The 20,667-nt window shown below is 71.6% G+C and carries 21 protein-coding genes and 1 riboswitch; of the genes, 10 read left to right on the top strand and 11 right to left on the bottom strand.

Going from position 1 to position 20,667, the window contains the following annotated elements; all coding sequences use genetic code 11:
- Window positions 1-60: 60 nt before the first annotated feature.
- Window positions 61-750, top strand: coding sequence for a pentapeptide repeat-containing protein (locus ABT057_RS29495; protein ID WP_352346650.1), 690 nt, complete (start codon window positions 61-63; stop codon window positions 748-750).
- Window positions 751-756: 6 nt separating this feature from the next.
- On the opposite strand, the gene ABT057_RS29490 is transcribed toward ABT057_RS29495, so the two are convergent.
- Entirely contained in the window at window positions 757-1,257 is a 501-nt protein-coding gene (locus ABT057_RS29490; protein ID WP_352346649.1) for a hypothetical protein, read from the bottom strand.
- 7 nt (window positions 1,258-1,264) lie between these two features.
- Between ABT057_RS29490 and ABT057_RS29485 the strand changes: the two genes are divergently transcribed.
- The gene (locus ABT057_RS29485) at window positions 1,265-2,680 is read left to right on the top strand and encodes a M1 family metallopeptidase (RefSeq protein ID WP_352346681.1); all 1,416 of its coding nucleotides are present in this window, start codon (window positions 1,265-1,267) and stop codon (window positions 2,678-2,680) included.
- 15 nt (window positions 2,681-2,695) lie between these two features.
- On the opposite strand, the gene ABT057_RS29480 is transcribed toward ABT057_RS29485, so the two are convergent.
- Window positions 2,696-3,163, bottom strand: coding sequence for a hypothetical protein (locus ABT057_RS29480; RefSeq protein WP_352346648.1), 468 nt, complete (start codon window positions 3,161-3,163; stop codon window positions 2,696-2,698).
- A 7-nt stretch (window positions 3,164-3,170) separates the two neighbouring features.
- The gene (locus ABT057_RS29475; RefSeq protein WP_352346647.1) at window positions 3,171-4,130 is read right to left on the bottom strand and encodes a bifunctional GNAT family N-acetyltransferase/NUDIX hydrolase; all 960 of its coding nucleotides are present in this window, start codon (window positions 4,128-4,130) and stop codon (window positions 3,171-3,173) included.
- A gap of 83 nt (window positions 4,131-4,213) precedes the next feature.
- Between ABT057_RS29475 and ABT057_RS29470 the strand changes: the two genes are divergently transcribed.
- Complete coding sequence (locus ABT057_RS29470; protein WP_352346680.1) at window positions 4,214-5,251, top strand: aminoglycoside phosphotransferase family protein; 1,038 nt, start codon at window positions 4,214-4,216, stop codon at window positions 5,249-5,251.
- 141 nt (window positions 5,252-5,392) lie between these two features.
- Here the strand turns inward: ABT057_RS29470 and ABT057_RS29465 are convergent, their stop codons facing one another.
- Window positions 5,393-5,968: a TerD family protein gene (locus ABT057_RS29465; protein ID WP_352346646.1), complete on the bottom strand. Its 576-nt coding sequence runs from the start codon at window positions 5,966-5,968 to the stop codon at window positions 5,393-5,395.
- Window positions 5,969-6,162: 194 nt separating this feature from the next.
- Here ABT057_RS29465 and arfB point away from each other — a divergent pair, with 194 nt between their 5' ends.
- Window positions 6,163-6,600, top strand: a complete 438-nt coding sequence (arfB, locus tag ABT057_RS29460) for an alternative ribosome rescue aminoacyl-tRNA hydrolase ArfB (RefSeq protein ID WP_352346645.1) — start codon at window positions 6,163-6,165, stop codon at window positions 6,598-6,600.
- Window positions 6,601-6,693: 93 nt separating this feature from the next.
- Window positions 6,694-7,767, top strand: a complete 1,074-nt coding sequence (locus tag ABT057_RS29455) for an alpha/beta hydrolase (protein ID WP_352346644.1) — start codon at window positions 6,694-6,696, stop codon at window positions 7,765-7,767.
- Between the two features lie 3 nt (window positions 7,768-7,770).
- Here ABT057_RS29455 and ABT057_RS29450 read toward each other — a convergent pair whose 3' ends face one another.
- A complete protein-coding gene (locus tag ABT057_RS29450; RefSeq protein ID WP_352346643.1) occupies window positions 7,771-8,259 on the bottom strand; it encodes a GNAT family N-acetyltransferase in 489 nt (162 codons plus the stop codon).
- 72 nt (window positions 8,260-8,331) lie between these two features.
- The gene (locus tag ABT057_RS29445) at window positions 8,332-8,850 is read right to left on the bottom strand and encodes a flavin reductase family protein (RefSeq protein ID WP_352346679.1); all 519 of its coding nucleotides are present in this window, start codon (window positions 8,848-8,850) and stop codon (window positions 8,332-8,334) included.
- 446 nt (window positions 8,851-9,296) lie between these two features.
- Between ABT057_RS29445 and cdgB the strand changes: the two genes are divergently transcribed.
- Together cdgB and ABT057_RS29435 are read left to right on the top strand one after the other, a co-directional pair.
- The gene (cdgB, locus tag ABT057_RS29440; RefSeq protein WP_352346642.1) at window positions 9,297-10,967 is read left to right on the top strand and encodes a diguanylate cyclase CdgB; all 1,671 of its coding nucleotides are present in this window, start codon (window positions 9,297-9,299) and stop codon (window positions 10,965-10,967) included.
- A 120-nt stretch (window positions 10,968-11,087) separates the two neighbouring features.
- Entirely contained in the window at window positions 11,088-12,053 is a 966-nt protein-coding gene (locus ABT057_RS29435; protein ID WP_352346641.1) for a carbohydrate-binding protein, read from the top strand.
- 9 nt (window positions 12,054-12,062) lie between these two features.
- Here ABT057_RS29435 and ABT057_RS29430 read toward each other — a convergent pair whose 3' ends face one another.
- The 3 genes from ABT057_RS29430 to ABT057_RS29420 form a co-directional block, all read right to left on the bottom strand.
- Complete coding sequence (locus ABT057_RS29430; RefSeq protein WP_352346640.1) at window positions 12,063-12,983, bottom strand: 1-phosphofructokinase family hexose kinase; 921 nt, start codon at window positions 12,981-12,983, stop codon at window positions 12,063-12,065.
- 100 nt (window positions 12,984-13,083) lie between these two features.
- Complete coding sequence (gene nagA / locus ABT057_RS29425; RefSeq protein WP_352346639.1) at window positions 13,084-14,226, bottom strand: N-acetylglucosamine-6-phosphate deacetylase; 1,143 nt, start codon at window positions 14,224-14,226, stop codon at window positions 13,084-13,086.
- A 101-nt stretch (window positions 14,227-14,327) separates the two neighbouring features.
- Entirely contained in the window at window positions 14,328-15,269 is a 942-nt protein-coding gene (locus ABT057_RS29420) for an ROK family protein (RefSeq protein WP_352346638.1), read from the bottom strand.
- A gap of 193 nt (window positions 15,270-15,462) precedes the next feature.
- Between ABT057_RS29420 and ABT057_RS29415 the strand changes: the two genes are divergently transcribed.
- Genes ABT057_RS29415 through otsB form a run of 3 tightly spaced genes read left to right on the top strand, consistent with a single transcriptional unit; the run spans window position 15,463 to window position 17,864 of the window.
- Entirely contained in the window at window positions 15,463-16,752 is a 1,290-nt protein-coding gene (locus ABT057_RS29415) for an ABC transporter substrate-binding protein (RefSeq protein ID WP_502973979.1), read from the top strand.
- Between the two features lie 33 nt (window positions 16,753-16,785).
- Complete coding sequence (locus ABT057_RS29410) at window positions 16,786-17,016, top strand: DUF3263 domain-containing protein (RefSeq protein WP_352346637.1); 231 nt, start codon at window positions 16,786-16,788, stop codon at window positions 17,014-17,016.
- Between the two features lie 20 nt (window positions 17,017-17,036).
- Entirely contained in the window at window positions 17,037-17,864 is an 828-nt protein-coding gene (otsB, locus tag ABT057_RS29405; RefSeq protein WP_352346636.1) for a trehalose-phosphatase, read from the top strand.
- Here otsB and ABT057_RS29400 read toward each other — a convergent pair.
- A complete protein-coding gene (locus ABT057_RS29400; RefSeq protein ID WP_352346635.1) occupies window positions 17,852-19,270 on the bottom strand; it encodes an alpha,alpha-trehalose-phosphate synthase (UDP-forming) in 1,419 nt (472 codons plus the stop codon). The genes otsB and ABT057_RS29400 overlap by 13 nt on opposite strands.
- 115 nt (window positions 19,271-19,385) lie before the next feature.
- A complete protein-coding gene (locus tag ABT057_RS29395) occupies window positions 19,386-20,330 on the bottom strand; it encodes a glucosyl-3-phosphoglycerate synthase (protein ID WP_352346634.1) in 945 nt (314 codons plus the stop codon).
- A 180-nt stretch (window positions 20,331-20,510) separates the two neighbouring features.
- Window positions 20,511-20,657: riboswitch (SAM riboswitch) on the top strand.
- The last annotated feature ends 10 nt before the right edge of the window (window positions 20,658-20,667 follow it).

Below are 20,667 nucleotides of genomic sequence, written 5' to 3'. Positions count from 1 at the left end.
CGGCCATGGCTCCAGCACCACGATCGGGGCGCTGTCAGTGGTGGGGTGCAGGATGGGGGCATGGCGAGAAGAGCGAGCGGCGGGACGGGTGTCGGGAAGGGTGTGAAGGGGGCGCGGCGGCCCGAGGTGAGACTTCCGCCGCTCGAGCCGTACACCGGCGGGGAGCTGGAGCCCGACGGGGACTACGACGGGGTGGAGTTCCGGGAGGCCGACCTGGCCGGGCAGGACGGCGGGGGCGCCCGCTTCATGGACTGCGCCCTGACGGAGTGCGTGCTGGACGGCACGAGACTCAGAGGCGCCCGCGTCCTCGACTCGGTGCTCACCGGCGTCCGCGGCGTCGGCACCGACCTCGCGGACGCGAACCTGCGCGATGTCCAGCTGCTCGACGCCCGGCTCGGTGGTACGCAGATGTTCGGCGCCGTACTGGAGCGGGTGCTGATCCGCGGCGGGAAGATCGACTTCCTGAATCTCCGGCAGGCGAAGCTGCGGGACGTCGTGTTCCAGGGCTGCGTGCTGGTCGAACCAGACTTCGGCGGGGCCCGGCTGGAGCGGGTGGAGTTCGTGGACAGCGCGGTGAAGGCGGCGGACTTCACCGCGGCGACCCTGACGGACGTCGATCTGCGCGGAGCGGCGGAGCTCGGCATCGCGGCGGGCCTCGACCGGCTGGCGGGCGCGGTGATCAGCACCGGGCAACTACTGGACCTGGCACCGGTGCTGGCGGCACAGCTCGGGATCAGGGTGGAGGGCTGAGGCGCCCTAACCGAGTCTCGGGAAGCGGGCCTGGAGGGTCCAGATCGTCGGGTTCTCGCCCAGGTCCTCGTGCAGGTCGGTCAGGTCGGCGAGGAGGTCGTGGAGGAAGTCGCGGGACTCGCGGCGCAGTTCGGCGTGGGAGAAGGTGAGCGGGGGCTCCTCGGCCTGCATCCAGTCGGCCTCGATGTCCACCCAGCCGAAGCGGCGCTCGAAGAGCATGCGGTCGGTGGACTCGGTGAAGTCGAGTTCGGCGTACTGGGGGCGGGAGGCGCGGGAGCCCGCCGGGTCCTGGTCGATGCGCTCCACGATGTCGCACAGCGCCCACGCGAAGTCCAGCACCGGCACCCATCCCCAGGCTGTGGACAGCTCCCGGTCCGCCTTGGTGTCGGCGAGGTAGACGTCACCACAGAACAGGTCGTGGCGCAGGGCGCGGGAGTCGGCCCGGCGGTAGTCCGTCTGCGGTGGGTCCGGGAAGCGGTTGGAGAGGGCGTAACCGATGTCGAGCACGAGGGTGATGGTGTCATGCCCTCGTAGGATCGTGGACGTGTCCCGATTCGCACGTTCCGTCTGCTGTCTGGCGTTTTTCCTCGCGGCCTGCTCGGGCACCGGCGTACGGGAGACCGGAGGACCGGCCGGCGCCGGCGACCCGTACTTCCCGAAGTCGGGCAACGGCGGCTACGACGTCTCGCACTACGGCCTGACCCTCGCCTACACCCCCGCGGGCAACCGCCTCACCGGACAGGCGACGGTCACCGCCCGCGCCGAACAGGCCCTGACCTCCTTCCACCTGGACCTCGAGGGCCTCGACGTCACGCGGGTCACCGTCGACGGCCGCCGGGCCCGATGGAGCCGCGGCGGCCAGGAACTGAAGGTCGAACCGAGCGAAGCCCTCCGCCCGGGAGAGACCTTCCACGTCACCGTCGCCTACTCCGGCACCCCGCGGACGATCACCGACCCGGACGGCTCGGAGGAGGGCTGGCTGCGCACGGCGGACGGCGCGCTGGCGCTCGGTGAACCGACCGGTTCCATGGCCTGGTTCCCCGGCAGCCACCACCCCTCCGACAAGGCGTCGTACGACATCGCGGTGACCGTCCCGAAGGGCCTGACGGCGGTCTCGAACGGCGAGCTGCGCGGCGAGCGGACGACGGGAGACCGCACGACCTTCACCTGGCACACCGCCGAGCCGATGGCGAGCCACGCCGCGACCCTGGCGATCGGCCGGTACGAGGTCACCCGCTCGACCCTGCGGTCCGGCCTGCCGGTGTACACGGCGGTCGACCCCACGCAGGCCGCGCCGGGCCGCGAGGCACTGGCCCGGCTCCCCGAGGTGATGGAGTGGGCGCAGCACAACTTCGGCCGGTACCCCTTCGCCTCCACCGGCGCGATCGTCGACCGCCCGGAGGACTCCGGCTACGCCCTGGAGACCCAGAACCGCCCGGTGTACCCCGGCGCCCCCGACACGGTCACCCTCGTCCACGAACTGGCCCACCAGTGGTTCGGCGACTCCGTCACGCCGAAGACCTGGCGGGACATGTGGCTGAACGAGGGCTTCGCGACATACGCCGAATGGCTGTGGACGGAGGACGAGGGCGGCGACACGGCGGAGCAGACGTTCACCGAGGTGTACGACCACGGCGAGGAGACGTACGACGACCTGTGGTCCTTCCCACCGGGCCGGCCCACCTCCGCCGCGCACATCTCCGACTCCCCCGTCTACCAGCGTGGCGCGATGGTGATCCACCGCATCCGCCGGACGGTCGGCGACGACCTCTTCCACGACATCGTCCGGGGCTGGACGGCGGAGCACCGCCACGGCAACGCGAGCACCGACGACTTCACGGCGTACGTGGAGCGGATGGCCCCGGACAAGGACTTCACGTCCCTCTGGGACGACTGGCTGTACGGGAAGGGAAGACCGCGGCGGCCGTAGGGGCGCCGTCCGGGCTCAGGCCCGCAGGCCGAGGTCGCTGCGCATCGCCGCGCGGGCCGCCCACACGGCCTGCCCGTGCCGGAGCCGGTGCTCCTGGAACGCGGGGGAGTCGAGGGGAGGCTCGCCGAGTGCGAGGATCTCGAGCAGCTCCCGCAGGGTCTCGTACACGCCCTCGATGACGTCGGACAGCTCCTGCGGGGCGCATATCAGCGCCGACTCGCGGACCTCGTCGCACCCCGAGGCGCGGAAGGCCTCCCGCACGGCGGCCTCCCGCCCGGCACCGGCCGGGGGGTGGCGGGCGGCCGCGTACATGTCCTCGTACGCCTGCCGGTACTTCGTCAGGCAGGTCACATAGATCTCCTTGCGTTCCTGCCGGGTGCGTTCGGCGAGGTCGCGGCGCCAGCGGACCCGGTCGGCGAGGAGGGTGGAGCCCACGCCGACGAGGGCGCCGAGGCCGGTGGCGGCCAGTGTGGTCCACTCCATGGCGGGCTCAGCCCTCCTCGCCGCGCCGGTCGAACTCGTCGAGCAGCCGGCCCAGGTGCGGCGGCCATACGAGCTCGGTGGTCGTGCGCAGCTCCTCCCGGCTCCACCAGCGCCAGCCGAGGATGCCGTCCGAGGCGTGTTCGGCGGCGAGATGCGGACCCGTGGGTTCGCGGTGCGGGCCGGGGGAGACGTAGATGTAGTCGTGCTGGCGGATGACGTGTCCGAAGCGGGTGAAGTCGTGGTCCCACAGGGTGAGGAACGGGCCGGGCGTCAGATCCGCCCACCCCGTTTCCTCGCGCAGCTCACGCCGGGCCCCCTCGCGCGAAGTCTCGCCCTCCTCCAGGCCGCCGCCGGGCAGCGCCCAGTGCGGGCCGGTGTCGTCGCTGTCGTACCGGAAGAGGAAGACCGCGCCGTCGGGGTCGAGGACGGCGACGCGGCCGGCGAGGCGGAGTCTCGGCAGCGGCTTGCGCAACACGGCGCAGGGACGGCCGAGTCGGAGATCCGGCCGGTGGCCGACGACCTCGTACCCGAGGGCGGTCCAGAAGGCGAGCCCCTTCGGGTTGGCGTCGAGAACGGCGAGCCGTACACCCGCACGACCGCTGTCCTGGAACCGGTCCTCGACGCTCTCGGCGATCCGCCGGCCGTGCCCCTGCCCGTGCTGACCCGCGTCGACCATCAGCAGCCCGATCCACGGGTCGGGGTCGGCGGGGTCGGGATGGCGGGCCAGCGTGATCACCACCCCGACGAGCCGCCCCTGGCTGCGCGCGAGCAGCACCTCGACCCCGGGGTTCGCGAGCTCCTCCGCCAGCGCCGTCGCCACCTGCTCCGGCCGGATGTCGTCCGGGTCCGGGAAGTCACCGCTGAGCGCCTGGAACTCGCGGTTGGAGGCGTAGAGTGCGGTGAGTTCGGTGAGGAGGGGGCCGGGGATGTCGTGGTCGGGGGTGAGGGGGAGGGGGGTCAGGATCATGGGGCGCAGGTTAGCCCGGCGGCTGCGGGGGACTCTCCGGAATTCGGTGGAGGTGAGGACCGGCCGGATGCTCTGATGGCGTGATGTGGACTGATGTGCCGGTGACGGTGGACCGCGGGGACTACCCGGACGCGGTCACCCCCTGGGAGGACGAGGACTGGCGGGCGGCGGCGCTCGGCTGGGCGGAGCGGGAGCTCGCCGCTCTGGGCCTGCGGGTGTCGGGTGAGCGGGCGGTGCGGCTGCGGCCGTGGTCCGTGCTCGTCCGGCTCCCGGTCGACGGACCGGTCGACGGGGCTGTCGACGGGGCGGGCCCGGTGTGGTTCAAGGCCAATCCGCCGGACAGCCGGTTCGAGGCGAGCCTCGGCGAGGCCTTGGCCGCGTGGGTGCCGGAACATGTCCAGGGTCCCCTCGCCGTGCGGGCCGACCGCGGCTGGGCCCTGCTGCCCGACGGGGGCCCGCTCTTCCGTGAACTGCTCGACCGCGGTGCCGCCGACGCGCGCGACTGGGAGAACATGCTGCGCCAGTACGCCGCGGTGCAGCGGATGCTGGTGCCGCACGTCGACGCGATCGAGGCGCTCGGAGTGCCGAGTGGGCGTACGGCCGATCTCCCCGCCCTCTTCGACCGGCTCCTCGACGGCAACGGCGTGCTCGGTGCCCGGGGGCGCGCCGAACTGCGGGCGCTGCGGCCCCGGCTGGTGGACTGGTGTGCGGAACTGGCCGCCACCGGGATCCCCGACTCGCTCGACCACTCCGACCTGCACGACGGCCAGATCTTCGCGCGCGAGCCGCTGGAGCGGTTCCTGTTCTTCGACTGGGGGGACGCGTCCGTCGCCCACCCCTTCACGAGCCTGCTGGTCACCAGCCGGATCGCCGCGCGGCGGTTCGGCGCCGACGTGCTGCCGCGGCTGCGGGACGCCTACCTCGAACCCTGGACGGACACCGGACTGTCGGCGGCCGAGCTGCGCCGGGCGGTCGTCCTGGCCACCCGCCTCGGCGCGGTCGGCCGGGCGGCGGCCTGGGGGCGGTCCTTCCCGGGGGCGGGCGGCGGCCCGGACGACTCCGCAGAGGGGGCCGCACGCTGGCTGCGCGAGGTGTTCACCGAGGAGCCGATCCACACGTGACCCGCGCGTCCCGCCCGGGTCGGCCCAGTCGAGTAGACCAGTCGTCCAGAGAATGTCGCGGTAGGCGTCCGACTGAGCTCGCGCGGAGCCCCCAGGGCTCCCCAAGGGGAACCGGGGGCTCCGGTGCGGAACGGGCGTCGGTCAGACGTTGACGCCGAAGTCCTGGGCGATGCCCACCAGACCCGAGGCGTAGCCCTGGCCCACCGCGCGGAACTTCCACTCCGCGCCGTTGCGGTAGAGCTCGCCGAAGACCATGGCCGTCTCGGTGGCCGCGTCCTCCGAGAGGTCGTAGCGGGCGATCTCGGCGCCGCCGGCCTGGTTGATGATGCGGATGTAGGCGTTGCGGACCTGGCCGAAGTTCTGCGAGCGGTTCTCCGCGTCGTAGATCGAGACCGGGAAGACGATCTTGTCGATGTCGGCCGGGAGGCCCGCCAGGTTGACGTTGATCGCCTCGTCGTCGCCCGCGCCCTCGCCGGTGCGGTTGTCGCCGGTGTGGACGATCGTGCTGTCCGGGGTCTGCTTGTTGTTGAAGAACACGAAGTGGGCGTCGGAGTAGACCTTGCCCTGGAGGTTGACCGCGATGGCCGAGGCGTCGAGGTCGAAGTCCGTGCCGGTGGTGGTGCGGACGTCCCAGCCGAGGCCCACGGTGACGGCGGTCAGGCCCGGAGCCTCCTTGGTGAGCGAGACGTTGCCACCCTTGGACAGGCTTACAGCCATGGTTGGGAGTCCTTCCCTCGGTGCGTACGGAGACGTACGTAGCTTCCTGCGGGCACGAAGCTACAGCTATCCCTATGAACGCAGGCAAGGGTGTCCAAGGTTCCCTTCGACTCCCCGTTTCTTTACTTTCTTTACCGAACGGGAAGGGCTGGTCGGCGATATTGGGGTGACGTGGACCGGTCAGGGGCGGGAACATGTACGGCATGTCCGGTCCCCATCTCATCCGCGGTTCCGTCGCCCTGCCCGAGGCGGAGCTCGTCTGGCGTTTCTCGCGGTCCTCGGGGCCCGGCGGGCAGCACGTCAACACCAGTGATTCCCAGGTGGAGCTGCGCTTCGACCTCGCCCGCACCGAGGCACTGCCCGAGGTGTGGAAGGCGCGGGCCCTCGAGCGCCTCGCGGGCCGCCTCGTCGACGGCGTCGTCAGCGTCCGCGCCTCCGAGCACCGCTCCCAGTGGCGCAACCGCGAGGCCGCCGCCGTACGCCTCGCCGCGCTCCTCGCGGAGGCCACCGCACCGCCGCCCAAGCCCCGCCGGCCGACCCGGATCCCCCGCGGGATCAACGAACGGCGGCTGCGGGAGAAGAAGCAGAGGTCCGAGACCAAGCGCGGCAGGACCGGACGCGACTGGTCCTGACGACGGCCCTTCCCCGGCGGACCCCGTCGCCTCGCACGTCACCCACCCGGATGTGACATTGGACGGCAGAGCCCGCGAGCGAGGAGACGCCCCATGGCCGTTCAGCAGGTGCAGCAGCAGGTCCGGCGCGTCGAGCTCGCCGCCGGGGACGTACGGCTCTCCGGGCTGCTCGCCCTGCCGCCGGGCCCCGACGTCACGCCGCGTGCCGTCGTCGTCGCCCTGCACGGGAGCGGGATGGCCGCCGGGTACTTCCACGGGCAGGCCGAGCCGTCCGTCTCGCTGCTCTCCCTCGCCGCCCGGGCCGGGTACGCCGCCCTCGCCCTGGACCGCCCCGGCTACGGCGTCTCCGCGCGCCTGCTGCCGCACGGGCTGGGCGTCGCCGAGCAGGCCCGGTGCGTGGGGGCGGCACTGCGCACGTACGCCGCCGAACGGGAGACGGGGGCCGGGTTCCTCCTCGTGGGCCACTCCATGGGCGGCAAGGTGGCGCTCAGCACGGCGGCCGCCTGGACCGAATCGACCGAATCAACCGATTCCACCGAATCGACCGAATCGACCGTGTCGGCGTTCTCGACCGTATCGACCGTATCGACCGAATCGGCGGTGTCGGCTGTGTCGACCGTCTCGGCGGTGTCGGCCGTCTCGAGCGTCTCGGCAGTCTCGTCCGTGTCGGCGGTCTCCTCCGTCTCGGCCGTCTCGGCGGTCTCGGTCGGGGAGGAGAGGCTCCTCGGGGTGGACGTCTCGGGGGTGGGCGCGCGCTGGGCCGTGCCGGTCGAACAGCTCGCCGCGCTCGGCCGCCGGCCCGATCCCAGGCTGCACTGGGGGCCGCTGACGCTGTACCCGCCGGACACCTTCCGGCTCGCGCGCGGTTTCGTCACGCCGGTCCCGCGCCGGGAGGCCGAGGAGATCCCCGACTGGCCCGGCCGGTACGCCGAGGTGGCCGGCCGGATCCGGGTCCCGGTGCGGTTCACCTTCGCCGAGTACGAGCGGCTGTGGGCCTGGGACCCCCCGGCCCTGCGGGAGCTGACGAGCGCCCTCACCGCCCCGCTGGTCCGGGTCGACCACGAGCCGGGGGCCGGCCACAACATCAGCCTCGGCCGCACCGCCCGCCGCCACCACCTGCGGCTGCTGGACTTCCTGGAGGAGTGCCGGGCCCGGGCGGAGGCCTGACGGTCAGTCCAGCGCCAGTACGCCCACCGCCTCGCCCTCCACCCGCTCCTCGGTCTTCCGGAAACCGAGCCCCAGATAGAAGTTCTCGGGGCCCTGTTCCCCCTCGTGCCAGGTGACCCACAGTTCTCTGCCGCCCCGGTCGCGCAGTTCGGCCGCGACCGATTCCACCGCGAAACGGCCGTAACCGCGGCCCTGCTCCCCGGCCGCGATGTTCAGCCGCCACAGGCCGGAGCGGATCACGGTGCCGTCGAGGTTCCAGTCGATGTCGAAAAAGGCCATGAGAAAACCGACGGGACGGTCGCCTTTCACGATCAGACGGGGCCAGGCGACACCCGGGTGCACGTACGCCTCCGCGAGAGACTTCACGACCGGTGCGACTGCGAATTCCTGCTCGGGGTGGACCTTGACGGCAAGGGCCGCGTCAATATTCGCCGGGGTGATTTCTTCGAGCCTGAGAGAAGTCCCCGACGCCGAAGTCGATGTCGTCGCCATCCGCGCAAAGTAAGGCGGGCGGTCGGCCGGGAGCCACTGAATTTCCGTCAATCCGACTTGCCGGTCCGAAGTTCAGCCCAACTGCCGGTACCTGCCGCGGAAATAGACCAGCGGGCCGCCTTCCTCGCTCGGCATCCGCGCCGTCAGCACCCGGCCGATCACCAGCGCGTGGTCGCCCGCCTCGATCCGCTGCTCGGTCCGGCACTCCAGGGTGCCCAGCGCGCCGCCCACCAGCGGCGCGCCGGTCGCCTCGCCGCGGACGTACGGGATGTCCTCGAACAGCAGCCGGTCGCTGAGCCGGCCCTTCATCGAGAAGCGGCCCGCGATGTGCCGCTGGCTCTCGGCGAGCACGGACACCGCCCACAGGGGCTGCTCGTCGAGCACGTCGTCCATGCGGGAGCCCGTGCGCAGGCTGACCAGCACCAGAGGCGGGTTCAGGGAGACCGAGAGGAAGGCCGTCGCCGTCATGCCGGCGTACTCGCCGGCCGGTGCCGTGGGGTCGTCCGGGTCCAGTGGCGGCTCCTGCGCGGTCACCAGGACCACACCGCCGGCCAGCCGGGACATGACCGCGCGGAACTCGTCGTTGCTCACGCCCACAGCATGCCCGGACGCGGCGGAAGAGGCGGGGGAGGGGGAGGGGAAGGGGGAGGTGTTCAGTACGTCGGAAGCCACGCCCGAAACGCTAGTGGCGACCTCGGGCGCACCGCATCGGGCTCCGGTCCGAGTAGGGTCTTAGGACCCGGAGTAGGACCGTGCCTAGGGCCGGGCGCGGGATCGTCGGCCGATTTTCTGTATGTCTGCTGTGTTCCGCGACCGCACAGGAGAAACGCAGAAACCCCACTCCGATGTTCACGTTTATCTGTGACTTGAGTCACAAGACGCATTAATTGTTGACCCTGTGTACCGAGTGGGCAGCGCGCTGTGATTCAGTGGCGGAGGTGTCACTAGGACATACGCAACGACTGGAACGACAGAAACGAACGTTACGCCGAAGACAACCCTTGATTCGCTGCGAAGTCTCGGGGGGAGGGCGAAGCATGGAGACCGAGTCGGAGCCGTACGTCCGCCTTGCGTCCCTGCGACAGCTGCACCAGGTCATGGCCGACATGAACACGGCCCGCAGCCTGGCCGACACACTGCAGACCGTCGCCGATGGTGTCGTCACCGCACTGGGCTATGAGCTCGCGTGCGTCAACCTGGTGCGCCCCGACGGGGATCTCGTCGTCGCCGCCTTCTCCGGGAACCCGGCCGCCGAGGCCCTGATCACCGGCCGGGTCGGCTCCCGCGAGTCCTGGGAGCGGCGCCTGAGCATGGGCGAGACCTGGGGCGACCTGATCTTCATACCCCACACCGAGGGCTGGATCCTCGACGACGACGACGTCCCGCAGTGGTACACCGACGGGCCCGCGCCCCGCTTCGAGGACGAGTGGCACCCCTCGGACCGGCTCTTCGCCCCCATGTACACCCCCGCCACGCCCGGCAGCGGAGGCGTCTGCGGCGAGCTGATAGGCGTCCTGTCCGTGGACCGGCCGCGCAACGGCCGACGGCCCGGCGCGTGGGGACGCGAGGCGCTCCAGATGTACGCGTTCCAGGCCGCCATCGCGATCAGCAACGCGCGTCTACGTGCGAACATGCAGCGGGCACTGGTCCGGCTCGAGCGCGACCAGCAGGCACTGCGCGCCAGCGAGGAATCCTTCCGGCAGGCCTTCGAGTACGCCCCCTCCGGCATGGCGATAGCCGAGATGGGCGGCGACCAGCACGGGCGGATCCTCAGGACCAACGACGCGCTGTGCCGCCTCCTCGGCCGGCCCGCGTCCGCGATGCGCCGCTACTCCTTCTCCGACCTCGTCCACCCCGAGGACATAGGCACCCTGCTCCGCACGTCGGCGGAGGGCGGCCGCGCCGAGCTCCGCCTCGGCCGCCGGGACGGGACGTACGTCTGGGTCTCCCTGCGCAACTCCGTCGTCGCCGACGCCGCCGACGGGCCCCGCTTCCTCCTCACCCACGTCGAGGACATCGAGGAGCGCAAGCGCCGCGAGCTCCAGCTCGCCCACCGCGCCTCGCACGACTCCCTCACCGGCCTGCCGAACTCCGCGGAACTGCGCTCGCGCCTGTCCGCCCGGATCTGCCCGCGCCCGCAGTCGGCCCACCCCGCCGCCGTCGACGCCATGGACCAGACGTACGGTCACGCCGCGTTCGACGCCAACGGCCACGGCTTCGACTACCGGCCCCCCGGCGCCGAGGTCTACGACGCCTACGACCACCATGTGCACACCGTCGCCCCCGAGGACGGCGCCCGCGACGACGGAGCCAAGGGGCTGGCGGTCCTCTTCTGCGACCTCGACGGCTTCAAGTCGATCAACGACCGGTTCGGGCACAACGCGGGCGACGCGGTCCTCATCGAGGTCGCCCGGCGCCTGTCGCGGGCCGTCCGGGACGGCGACACGGTCGCCCGGCTCGGCGGCGACGAGTTCGTGATCCTCGCCGACGGGCTCGGCCGCGCCGACGCCGCCGACCTCGCCGTACGGCTGCGCAACGAGATCATCCAGCCGATCCGCGCCGAGGGCCGGGCCGTCCGGGTGGGCGCCAGCTTCGGCATCGGATGGGCGCACTGCGGGATGACCGCCGACGAGGTGCTGAAGTCCGCCGACGAACGCATGTACGTCGAGAAACGATCTCGTCCCAAACAGCACAGACGTGCGGGATGAGGGCCTGCTCAGCCGCCTGATGCGATCCGAGTCACCTGTTTGGGGCAGCCGGAGCGGGTAGGCTCGACACTCCGATCCCGTATTGCATCAGCCCCGCACCTGTTGAGGAGTACGACGCCGATGACGCCCGGCAACAACGGCGCGAGTACGCCCGAGGACGACGACCCGTTCGGCTACCTCTACGCCGACGGCCAGGCCAACGGCGCCCAGCCGCCCTCCGGCGGTGGCTACGGCTACCCGAACTCGGTCAGCAGAGTGCGTGCCGTCGGTGAGCGCACCTACGGCGGCCAGCAGGCCGCCCAGCAGGCTCCCACGGCTCCCTACGGCCAGGTGCCGCAGCAGCAGGGCACCTTCGGCCAGCCGAACGCGAACTACGCGGCCCCGGAGACCTTCCCCGGCGGCGGGGGCCCCACCGGCCGTCAGCCGGTCCAGCGCGGTGGCGGCGGCCGTGGCCGCGGGCCCAACACCAAGGGGCTGCTGATCGGCGCGGTCGCCGTGGTCGCCGCCGTCGTGATCGGCATCGCGGTGGCCATGGCGAACGGCGACTCCGGCACCGACGACGACAAGCAGGCCGGCGGCCAGACCTCCGCCGCGCCCTCCACCTCCGCGAGCGCCTCGCCGAGCGCGTCGTCCACGGGCGAGGCGACCGAGTTCGAACAGCAGACGGTCGACGCGAAGGCCCTGAAACTGGACGGCGGCGCCTCGCTGGCCTCCGACGTCACGGGGGCGCAGGCGGACGGCGGCATCTACGTCAACAACCTGAACAACACGGGCGCGTCGGTGACCTGGACGGTCAACAGCATCCCCGAGGACGGCACGTACACCCTCTTCGCGCACTACAGCACGGCGGGTGAGGACCAGGCCATGACGCTCACCGTCAACGGCAAGGTCTTCGGCAGCAAGATCGGCCTGGACAACTACGCGCACGCCAAGGACGGCGACTTCACCAAGGGCTGGACCACGACCTACTCCTGGCCCACTCTCACCAAGGGCACGAACACGCTGTCGATCTCCTGCCAGGACGGCGACAAGTGCAACGTCCTGCTCGACCAGCTGTACCTGAAGGAGGGGCGGGTCACGAGCTGACCTCGGGTCTCAGGCCGCGGTGGCGTCCCCCGTCACCGTGATCCGGCCCAGTAGTTCCTCGTACACCGTCCGGTCGAACTCGCCCGCCACCTCGGACCGGACCGTCGCCGCTGCCAGGGCGACCGCGCGGGCCAGGCGGTCCGGCCAGGGGCGGCCCTCGACCAGGGCCGAGAGCAGACCGGCCGAGACCGAGTCGCCGGCGCCGGTCGGATTGCCGTGGATCCGGGCGGGCGGGGCGGCACGCCAGCGGCCCTCAGGGGTCGCGGCGATCAGTCCCTCGGGGCCGAGGGAGGCCACCACCGACTGGGCGCCGCGCCTGCGGGCGTCCTGAGTCGCCCTCAGCGGCTCGTGGGAGCCGGTCAGTTCGGCCAGTTCGTCGGAGTTCGGTTTGATGACGTCCGGGCGGGCGGCGACGCCCCGGCGCAGCGCCTCACCGCTCGTGTCCAGCAGTACGGGTACGTCCGCGGCGCGCGCCGTACGGACCAGGCCCGCGTACGCCCCCACCGGGACCCCCGGCGGCAGGCTGCCGCACAGGGCCACCGCGTCGGCGCCGGCGACCAGTTCGCCGTAGACCTTCAGGAAGGCGGACCACTCGGCGGGGGTGATCAGCGGGCCCGGTTCGTTGAGCTGGGTGGTGTCGCCGGAACTGGCGTCGACGACGGCGAGCGTGCGGCGGGTGGCCCCCGAGACCGGTACGAGCGCGTCGGTGACGCCGGTGAGGCGCTCCCGTACGATCCGGCCGGTCGCGCCGCCCGCGAAGCCGGTGACCGTCACCTCGTGGCCGAGGGCCGTCAGTACCCGGGCCACGTTCAGCCCCTTGCCGCCGGGGCGTTCCCACACGTCGGTCACGCGGTGGGTGGTGTGCGGGCGCAGGGCCGGGACACGGTACGTCACGTCGAGCGCGATGTTCAGTGTGACCGTGAGGATCACCTCGTCCGACCTCCCCCATGTCCGGAGGTCCGATCATGCCAAAAGGACGGTGACCGGCCCAGACCTCGGATCGGTCACCGTGCCTCGGGAGGGCGGTATTTCAGGCCGGCCGGGGATCAGACCGGTCGGGCTCCACGATCCACTCCCCCTTGCGCATCACGCCCTTGAGGTCGAAGTTCTCGTCCAGCAGAACGAGGTCGGCGTCCTTGCCGGGCTCCAGGGACCCCACCTGGTCGTACAGGCCCAGTACCCGGGCCGGGTTGGCGGACAGGGCGGCGACGGCGTCCTCGACCGGGAGGCCGTCGACGGTCACCGCGCGCTTGAAGGCACGGTCCTGAGTGAGCGTCGAACCCGCGATCGAACCGCCCTCCACCAGGCGGGCCACCCCCTCCAGGACCTCGACCTCCAGCGGGCCGAGCAGATAGCGGCCGTCGCCGATGCCGGCCGCGTCCATCGCGTCCGTGATGAACGCCACCCGCGCCGCGCCCGCGTGACGGAACGCCAGCTCCAGCGCGGCGGGGTGCAGATGAATGCCGTCGTTGATGAGCTCCACCGTGATCCGCTCGTCCTCCAGGAGGGCGGCGATCGGGCCGGGGGCGCGGTGGCCGAGCTGCGGCATCGCGTTGAAGAGGTGGGTGGCGACCGTGGCGCCCGCGTCGATGGCCGAAACCGTCTGCTCGTACGTCGCGTCCGTGTGCCCCACGGCGGCGATCACGCCGTGCTCCACGAGCAGCCGTACGGAGTCCAGGCCGCCGGGGAGTTCCGTCGCCAGGGTGACCATCCGCGCCTGGCCGCGCGCCGCGTCGATCAGCTTGCGCACGTCCGCCGGGTCCGGGGCGCGCAGCAGCGCCTCGGAGTGCGCGCCCTTGCGGCACGGCGAGATGAAGGGGCCTTCGAAGTGGATGCCGGCCAGGTCGCCCTGCTCGGTGAACTCGCTGAGCAGGCCGGCCTGGCGGACCAGGACGTCCATGTCGTTGGTGACGGTGGAGGCGACGAGGGTGGTGGTGCCGTGCGCGCGGTGGGTGTGGATCGCTTTCTGCACGTCCTCGGGCGGGCCGGAGAAGGAGGCTCCGCCGCCGCCGTGGTTGTGCAGGTCGACGAAGCCGGGGAGGAGCCAGCCGGAGAGGTCGACCACCTGGGCGTCGGCCGGAGCCTCGGCGGTGATGCGGGTGCCGTCGACGAACACCTTTCCGCCGGGGACGGTTCCGTTGGGCAGGACCACGTGCGCGCCGGAAAGGATCATGGGCGCTTTGCCGGTCGCGGGCTGCGGGCGGTGTGTGCCCTGTCGCGCCCCGCGGCGAAGCCGCAGATCAGCGCTGTCCCGCGCCCCTAGGGGCGTTGCCGTCACGCGGTTACCTCCGTACGGTCGGTTTGGTTGAGGAGATCCCAGGCCAGCAGTCCGGCGCCGAGGCAACCTGCCTCGTCGCCCAGGGCCGCCGGGACGATCTCCGGGAGTTTCTGGAAGGTGATCCGCCGCCGGACGGCGTCCCGCAGCGGTGTGAACAACGTTTCCCCCGCCTCCGCGAGCCCGCCGCCGATGACGAGCGTGCGCGGGTCCAGCAGGGTGAGGGCGGTGACCAGACCGTCGGCGAGGGCGTCCACGGCCCGTTGCCAGACCCGGACGGCGTTCGGGTCGCCGGACGCGACGGCCTTCGCGCAGTCCGCGGCGTCCGCCTCCGGGTCCCCGCACTCCGCCGCCCACGCCTCGCTGACCGCCGCCGCCGAGGCGAACCGCTCCAGACAGCCGTGCTGCCCGCAGGGACACGGGGTCCCGCCGGGCCGTACGACGATGTGGCCGATCTCGCCCGCGAAGCCGTGCGCGCCCGCCTCCACCCGGCCGTCGAGGCCGATCGCGCCGGCGATGCCGGTGCCCAGGGCGACGAAGAGGAACCGGTCGGCACCGGCGGCCGCGCCGATCCGGCCCTCGGCGAGCCCGCCGGTGCGCACGTCGTGGCCGAGTGCCACCGGCAGGCCGAGCGAGGCGGTGAGCAGGTCGCGCAGGGGTACGTCCCGCCAGCCCAGGTTGGCGGCGTAGGCGGCGATGCCGTGTGTCTCGTCCACGATGCCGGGTACGGCGACCCCGGCGGCGGCCGCGGGTGCGCCGAGGTACTCGGTGCCGTAGGCGCGCAGTTCGGCGGCGAAGTCGAGGATGGCGGCGACCACGGCGTCGGGGCCGCGCTCGCGGCCCGTGGCCCGGCGGGCCTGGTGCAGCAAGGTGCCGTCCGCACCGACCAGGGCGGCCTTCATCCCGGTGCCGCCCACGTCGAGGGCGATGACATGTCTCACGGGAACAGTGTGGCCCCATGACCCGCAAGAGGTCTAGTCCACTGCCGCGTCTTGGGGGTACGGTGCCGCCCCAGAGACCCACAAAAGGTCTAGTCCTCTTGTGTGGTGTAGACCTTATGGCGGAATACGGACCCATTGGTATGAACAATCAGTTGTCCATCATCCGGACAGCCAGTACAGGAGACGAAGCACGGTGCAGCGGCGGGCAGTCAGGTCAGGGACGAGGACGGGAACGATCGCGGGGGTGGCCGTACTGGGCATGACCGCGGTCCTCACCGGCTGCGGACTCACCGGGGGCTCCGACGACGTCACCCTGAGACTGGTCGCGGCCGACTACGGCGACAGCGCGGCCAACAGTTCCAAGAAGTACTGGGCGGACGTCGTCGACGCCTACGAGAAGAAACATCCGGACGTCACCGTCGACGTCACCGTCCTCTCCTGGAACGACGTCGACGCCAAGGTCAAGGAGATGGTCGACGCCGGAAACGCGCCCGACATGGCGCAGATCGGCTCGTACGCCGACTACGCGGCCGCCGACCAGCTGTACCGGACGAGCGACCTCCTCTCCATCCCCGTCGAGGCCGACTTCGTACGGCAGCTCGCCGAGGCGGGCAAGGTGCGGGGCGTGCAGTACGGCATGCCGTTCGCCTCCTCCACCCGGCTGCTCTTCTACAACAAGACCCTCTTCGCCAAGGCGGGCATCACCCCGCCCAGCACCTGGGCCGAGCTCGCCGAGGACGCCCGGGCGCTCAAGGCCGAAGGGGTGAAGTACCCCTACGCGCTGCCGCTCGGGCCCGAGGAGGCGCAGGCCGAGACCATGCAGTGGCTGATCAGCGGCGGGGGCGGCTACAACCAGACCGTCAGCAGCTACAGCATCGACTCCGTCCAGAACGTCGAGACGTTCACCTGGCTGAAGGACAAGCTGGTCGGCAAGGGCCTCACCGGGCCGGTCGCGCCGGGCAGGCTGAACCGGGCCGACGCCTTCGCCGCGTTCACCGCCGGTGAGGTGGGCATGCTCAACGGCCATCCGTCCCTGATGAAGGCGGCGGAGGAGAAGGGCGTGAAGTTCGGCATGGTGCCCATGCCCGGCATCGACGGGCCCAGCAAGGTCGCCATGGGCGTCGCCGACTGGATGACCGCCTTCCGGCGCGGCGGGCACGCCAAGGAGATCGGCCGGTTCCTCGACTTCGTCTACAGCGAGAAGAACGTCCTCGCCTTCTCCCGCGAGTACGACCTGCTGCCCGTCACCAGCTCCGCCTCCCAGGCCATGAGCGAGGACAAGGCGGACGCCGGGCTGCGGCCGTTCCTCGACGAACTCACGCTCTCCGAGCTGTATCCCGTGGGCCGGACCTCGTGGGCGCAGGTCAGCGCGGCCATCAAGAAACGGATCGGCGCCGCCGTGGCCCCGTCCGGCAACCCCGCCACGGTCCTGGAGAACCTGCAGTCGACAGCCACCACCGCGGAGATCGCCGCCAGGAGCTGAGGCTCTGTCGGTGCCCGGCGGTACGGTGCGGGAATGGAGGAACAGCTGGCCGCACGCGAGCGGAACATACTGGCGCTGGAGCGCCGGGGCTTCACCGGCCCCGGCGCGAAGGAACGCGCCATTCGCGAGGAACTCCACCTCTCCCCGGTCCGCTACTACCAGCTCCTGAACGCCCTCCTGGACGACCCGAGGGCCCTGGCCCATGATCCGGTGACGGTGAACAGGCTGAGAAGGGTGCGGGAGACACGGCGAGCGGATCGGTGAGGCGTGGTTATCGTCGCCCTATGGGCAACCACGTACCGACCACCGCAGCCGGACGCGCCGCACTCGAAGCCATCATCGACCAACCCTCCCGCACCCTCGTCGCCCTCGACTTCGACGGCACCCTCGCCCCGATCGTCGAGAACCCCGAGGACGCCCGGGCCCACCCCGAGGCCCTCCCCGCCCTCAGGGCCCTCGCCCCGAAGGTCGCCGCCGTCGCCGTGATCACGGGCCGCCCCGCCGAGGTGGCCGTCCACCACGGCGGCTTCGCGGGAGCCGAGGGCCTCGAGCATCTCGCCGTCCTCGGGCACTACGGTGCCGAGCGCTGGGACGCCCGCACGGGCAAGGTCACCGCACCGCCCCCGCACCCCGGCGTCGCCACCGCCCGCACCGAGCTGACCACCCTGCTCGAAGGCCGGGACCCCGGCATCTGGGTGGAGGAGAAGGGCGGCCGGGCCGTCGCCGTCCACACCCGCCGCGCCACCGAACCGCAGGCCGCCCTCGACGCCCTCCGCGAGCCCCTCACCGGCCTCGCCGCCCGGCACGGCCTGATCGTCGAACCCGGCCGGCTGGTCCTGGAGCTGCGTCCGCCCGGCATGGACAAGGGCGCCGCCCTGCTGGAGCACGTCCGCGAGACCGGCGCCCGCTCCGTCCTCTACGCGGGCGACGACCTCGGCGACCTCCCCGCGTTCGCCGCCGTCGGGAAACTCCGTTCCGACGGAGTGCCCGGCCTGCTGGTGTGCAGCGGCAGCGCGGAGGTCGGCGAACTGGCCGAACGCGCGGACCTCGTCGTCGACGGCCCCGCCGGGGTCGTGGGGCTGCTGCGGGAGCTGGCCGGTCAGCTCGGCTGAAGCTCCCGCAGGGCGGTCAGCTGTTCCAGGAACCACTGGGCCGGAGGCAGCGCGGTCGCGGCCGCCGCCAGCCGTTTGGCGCGGTCGGCGCGCTCCTCCGGCTTCATCGACAGGCCCTCGTGCAGGGCACGGGCGGTCTCCAGGATGTCGTACGGGTTGACGACGATCGCGTCCTCGCCCAGCTCCCAGTACGCCCCCGCCTCCCGCGACAGCACCAGCGCGCACCCCTCGTCGGAGACGACCGGGACCTCCTTGGCGACCAGGTTCATGCCATCCCGGACGGGGTTGACCAGGGCGACGTCCGCGAGGCGGTAGGCGGCGAGGGAGCGGGCGAAGTCGTCCTTGAGGTTCAGCAGGACCGGTGTCCAGCCCGGGGTGGCGAACCGTTCGTTGATCTCGTCCGACAGCCGCCGCACCTCCGCCATGTAGTCGCGGTAGACCGCGAGGTCCTGGCGGGACGGGTAGGCGAAGGCCACGTGCACGACCCGCTCGTGCCACTCGGGGTGGTCCTCGAGCAGCTGCCGGTAGGCCAGCAGGCCGCGCACGATGTTCTTCGACAGCTCGGTGCGGTCGACCCGGACGATCGTCTTCCGGCCCGCACCGCCGATCTCCTCCCGGAGGGCGGCCATGCGCTCCTCGACGTCCGGCCGGTGCGAGCGCTCCCGCAGGAAGTCGGCGTCGGCGCCGAGACCGTGCACGCCGATCAGGGTCTTTCCGGTGCCGCCGACGAACTCCGCGCAGCACGCGCCGAACGCGTCCGCCCACCGCCGGGTGAGGAAGCCCAGGCGGTCCGCGCCGAGCATGCCGCCGAGCAACTGCTCCCGGATGTCCCGGGGCAGCAGCCCGAAGTAGTCCGCCGGCGCCCACGGCGTGTGCGAGAAGTGCCCGATGCGCAGGTCGGGGCGGAGTTCGCGGAGCATCCCGGGAACCAGGCACAGGTGGTAGTCCTGCACCAGGACCGCCGCGCCCTCGGCCGCCTCCTCGGCGAGCGCCTCGGCGAAGGCGCGGTTGTAGGTCTCGTACGACGCCCACTGGCGGCGGAACTCCGTGTCGAAGACGGGTTCCAGCGGGGTCTGGTAGAGGAGGTGGTGGATGAACCACAGGACCGAGTTCGCGATGCCGTTGTAGGCGTCCTCGTGCACGTCGGCGGCGATGGGCAGCATGCGCACGCCCTCCTCGCCGACGCCGCGCGAGACCGCCTCCCGGTCGCCCTCGGACAGTGCCGAGCACACCCAGAGGGCGCCCGCTTCGGGGCCGATGGCCGACAGGCCGGAGACCAGCCCGCCGCCCCCGCGTTTCGCGTGCAGCGAGCCGTCCTCACCCACCGTGTAGGAGACCGGGCCCCGGTTCGACGCGACCAGCACCTGAGCACCCCGAGCAGCAACAGCGTCGTGCATGGAAGCCATACGCCTCAACCTAGCCCGGTCGGGAAACGCTCAAACGTACGGTCGCTCCCCGTGGACGGGCCGTATCCAGCCGTATCCAGCCGTATACGGCCCGCCCCCGGTGTTACGCGACGGATCACGCGACCTTGCGGGACTGGTACTCCGAGATCTCCGCCATCGGCGGCCGCTCCTCCGTGTCCACCGAGTAGGTGCGCGGTTCGAAACCGTCCGCGCCCCGCTCGAACTGGGTGAGGGAGGGGCGCACGAGGTGGCCGCGGGCCAGGCGGAGCTGGGCGGTGCGGTAGATTGCCGCGGCCATCCGGCCCAGGGCCTGGCCGTCCTGGTGGCGGTGCTTGCGCACGCCGACGTCGACCTGGGCGAGGGCGTCGAGGCCCACCAGGTGCAGGGCGTCGACCAGCATGCCCAGTTCGACGCCGTATCCGACGGGGAAGGGCAGCTGTTCCAGCAGGCTGCGGCGGGCCGCGTACTCACCGCCGAGCGGCTGCACGAAACCGGCCAGCTGCGGCCAGTGCAGGTTGAGCAGGGGCCGGGCCATGAGCTCGGTGACCCGCCCGCCCTGGCCGGCCGCGCCGCCGAGCGGACGGTCGTACATGCCCTTGACCAGGTCCACGCCCGGGTCGGTGAGCAGGGGGCCGACGATGCCCGAGACGAAGTCGGAGGAGAACTCCTTCAGATCGGCGTCGATGAAACAGACGACGTCCCCGGTCGTGACGAGCAGGGAGCGCCACAGGACCTCGCCCTTGCCGGGCACGGCGGGTATCCGGGGCAGGATCGCGTCGCGGTGGACGACCCGGGCGCCCGCGGCCGCCGCGACCTCACCCGTACGGTCGGTCGATCCCGAGTCGACGACGACGATCTCGTCGACGAGCGGGACCTGGTGCATGAGGTCGTGACGGATGATCGCGACGATGTCGCCGACCGTATCCTCCTCGTTCAGTGCGGGCAGGACCACCGACACCGACTGGCCCGTGGCACGCTTGGCCGCGAGTATCCGGTGGAGCGGGCGATCGGTCACGGACCAGGAGCGGGTGGCCAGCCAGCGCTCAGTTTCTTGAAGCACAGTCTGCGGCTCCTCACTGTCGTGATCACACCGGGTGCACGGCAGGTGACCGTGTGATCCATCTCGCGGTTCGGACGACTATCTCAACTGTCCTGGCCTTCGGTTACAGTCTTGAACAACGCGGATGACCATCGCATGTCCGGGGTCATCGGCGTTCATTTCAGATCAACAACCGCATACCGCTCATCCAGAGGGGCAGAGGGATACGGCCCGATGAAGCCCCGGCAACCCTCCAGCCGGTCTGACCACGTCGATGTGGTGAGGCTCCCGGCTAGGGAAGGTGCCAAATCCGTCTCACGGCGAGATGCGTCGTGAGGAAGATGAGGAGAAAGGGCCT

This window comes from Streptomyces sp. NPDC002588 (assembly GCF_040295925.1).
Classification (GTDB): Bacteria; Actinomycetota; Actinomycetes; order Streptomycetales; family Streptomycetaceae; genus Streptomyces.
The sequence above is the reverse complement of the archived record's forward strand: the minus strand, read 5'-3'. Positions and strand labels throughout refer to the sequence as shown.

What these genes read in the sequence shown, in the direction of transcription:
- otsB (WP_352346636.1), top strand. Translation starts at nt 17,037, where the DNA reads ATGGGCAACCACGTACCGACCACCGCAGCCGGACGCGCCGCACTCGAA.
- ABT057_RS29475 (WP_352346647.1), bottom strand. Translation starts at nt 4,130, where the DNA reads ATGATCCTGACCCCCCTCCCCCTCACCCCCGACCACGACATCCCCGGC.
- nagA (WP_352346639.1), bottom strand. Translation starts at nt 14,226, where the DNA reads ATGATCCTTTCCGGCGCGCACGTGGTCCTGCCCAACGGAACCGTCCCC.
- cdgB (WP_352346642.1), top strand. Translation starts at nt 9,297, where the DNA reads ATGGAGACCGAGTCGGAGCCGTACGTCCGCCTTGCGTCCCTGCGACAG.
- ABT057_RS29470 (WP_352346680.1), top strand. Translation starts at nt 4,214, where the DNA reads ATGTGGACTGATGTGCCGGTGACGGTGGACCGCGGGGACTACCCGGAC.
- ABT057_RS29480 (WP_352346648.1), bottom strand. Translation starts at nt 3,163, where the DNA reads ATGGAGTGGACCACACTGGCCGCCACCGGCCTCGGCGCCCTCGTCGGC.
- ABT057_RS29450 (WP_352346643.1), bottom strand. Translation starts at nt 8,259, where the DNA reads ATGGCGACGACATCGACTTCGGCGTCGGGGACTTCTCTCAGGCTCGAA.
- ABT057_RS29400 (WP_352346635.1), bottom strand. Translation starts at nt 19,270, where the DNA reads ATGGCTTCCATGCACGACGCTGTTGCTGCTCGGGGTGCTCAGGTGCTG.
- ABT057_RS29410 (WP_352346637.1), top strand. Translation starts at nt 16,786, where the DNA reads ATGGAGGAACAGCTGGCCGCACGCGAGCGGAACATACTGGCGCTGGAG.
- ABT057_RS29485 (WP_352346681.1), top strand. Translation starts at nt 1,265, where the DNA reads ATGGTGTCATGCCCTCGTAGGATCGTGGACGTGTCCCGATTCGCACGT.
- ABT057_RS29465 (WP_352346646.1), bottom strand. Translation starts at nt 5,968, where the DNA reads ATGGCTGTAAGCCTGTCCAAGGGTGGCAACGTCTCGCTCACCAAGGAG.
- ABT057_RS29455 (WP_352346644.1), top strand. Translation starts at nt 6,694, where the DNA reads ATGGCCGTTCAGCAGGTGCAGCAGCAGGTCCGGCGCGTCGAGCTCGCC.
- arfB (WP_352346645.1), top strand. Translation starts at nt 6,163, where the DNA reads ATGTACGGCATGTCCGGTCCCCATCTCATCCGCGGTTCCGTCGCCCTG.
- ABT057_RS29435 (WP_352346641.1), top strand. Translation starts at nt 11,088, where the DNA reads ATGACGCCCGGCAACAACGGCGCGAGTACGCCCGAGGACGACGACCCG.
- ABT057_RS29495 (WP_352346650.1), top strand. Translation starts at nt 61, where the DNA reads ATGGCGAGAAGAGCGAGCGGCGGGACGGGTGTCGGGAAGGGTGTGAAG.